Origin of the sequence: Pseudomonas sp. EA_5y_Pfl2_R50 (assembly GCF_963970475.1) — a bacterium.
Classification (GTDB): domain Bacteria; phylum Pseudomonadota; class Gammaproteobacteria; order Pseudomonadales; family Pseudomonadaceae; genus Aquipseudomonas.
The window spans coordinates 1-458 of sequence record NZ_CAXAPT010000164.1; the positions used below are offsets into that span (position 1 = coordinate 1).

The window sequence follows — 458 nt, forward strand, 5'->3', positions numbered from 1 at the left end:
CCCCGACTGATACCCGCCAGCCGGGTGCGCTTCAGCAGCAGCGCGTTGACCGCGACGAGTGCGGAGCTGCCCGACATAGCCAGCGCAGCGACCTCGGGGCTCAGCAGCACCGGATAGAGCACACCTGCCGCGAGTGGAAAGGCGATCACATTGTAGCCGACCGCCCACCACAGATTTTGGTGCATCTTGCGAAGCGTGGCGCGTGAGAGCGCTATGGCACCGACAATATCATAAGGATCGCTCTTCATCAGGACGACATCGGCGCTTTCCATCGCGACGTCAGTGCCCGCCCCGATCGCAAACCCTACGTCGGCCTGGGTAAGCGCGGGGGCATCGTTGACTCCGTCACCGACTATGCCGACACGCTGGCCCTGGGCCTGCAGCTCCTTGACCTTCTCCGCCTTTTGACCGGGAAGCACGTCGGCAAGGACGATGTCGATGCCAAGCTCATCGGCGAT

1 protein-coding gene is annotated in these 458 nt (G+C 63.3%); it reads right to left on the bottom strand.

Going from position 1 to position 458, the window contains the following annotated elements; all coding sequences use genetic code 11:
- Positions 1-458 (bottom strand): HAD-IC family P-type ATPase (locus tag AACY19_RS27250; RefSeq protein ID WP_339454598.1); only part of this gene is annotated, 458 nt, incomplete at both ends.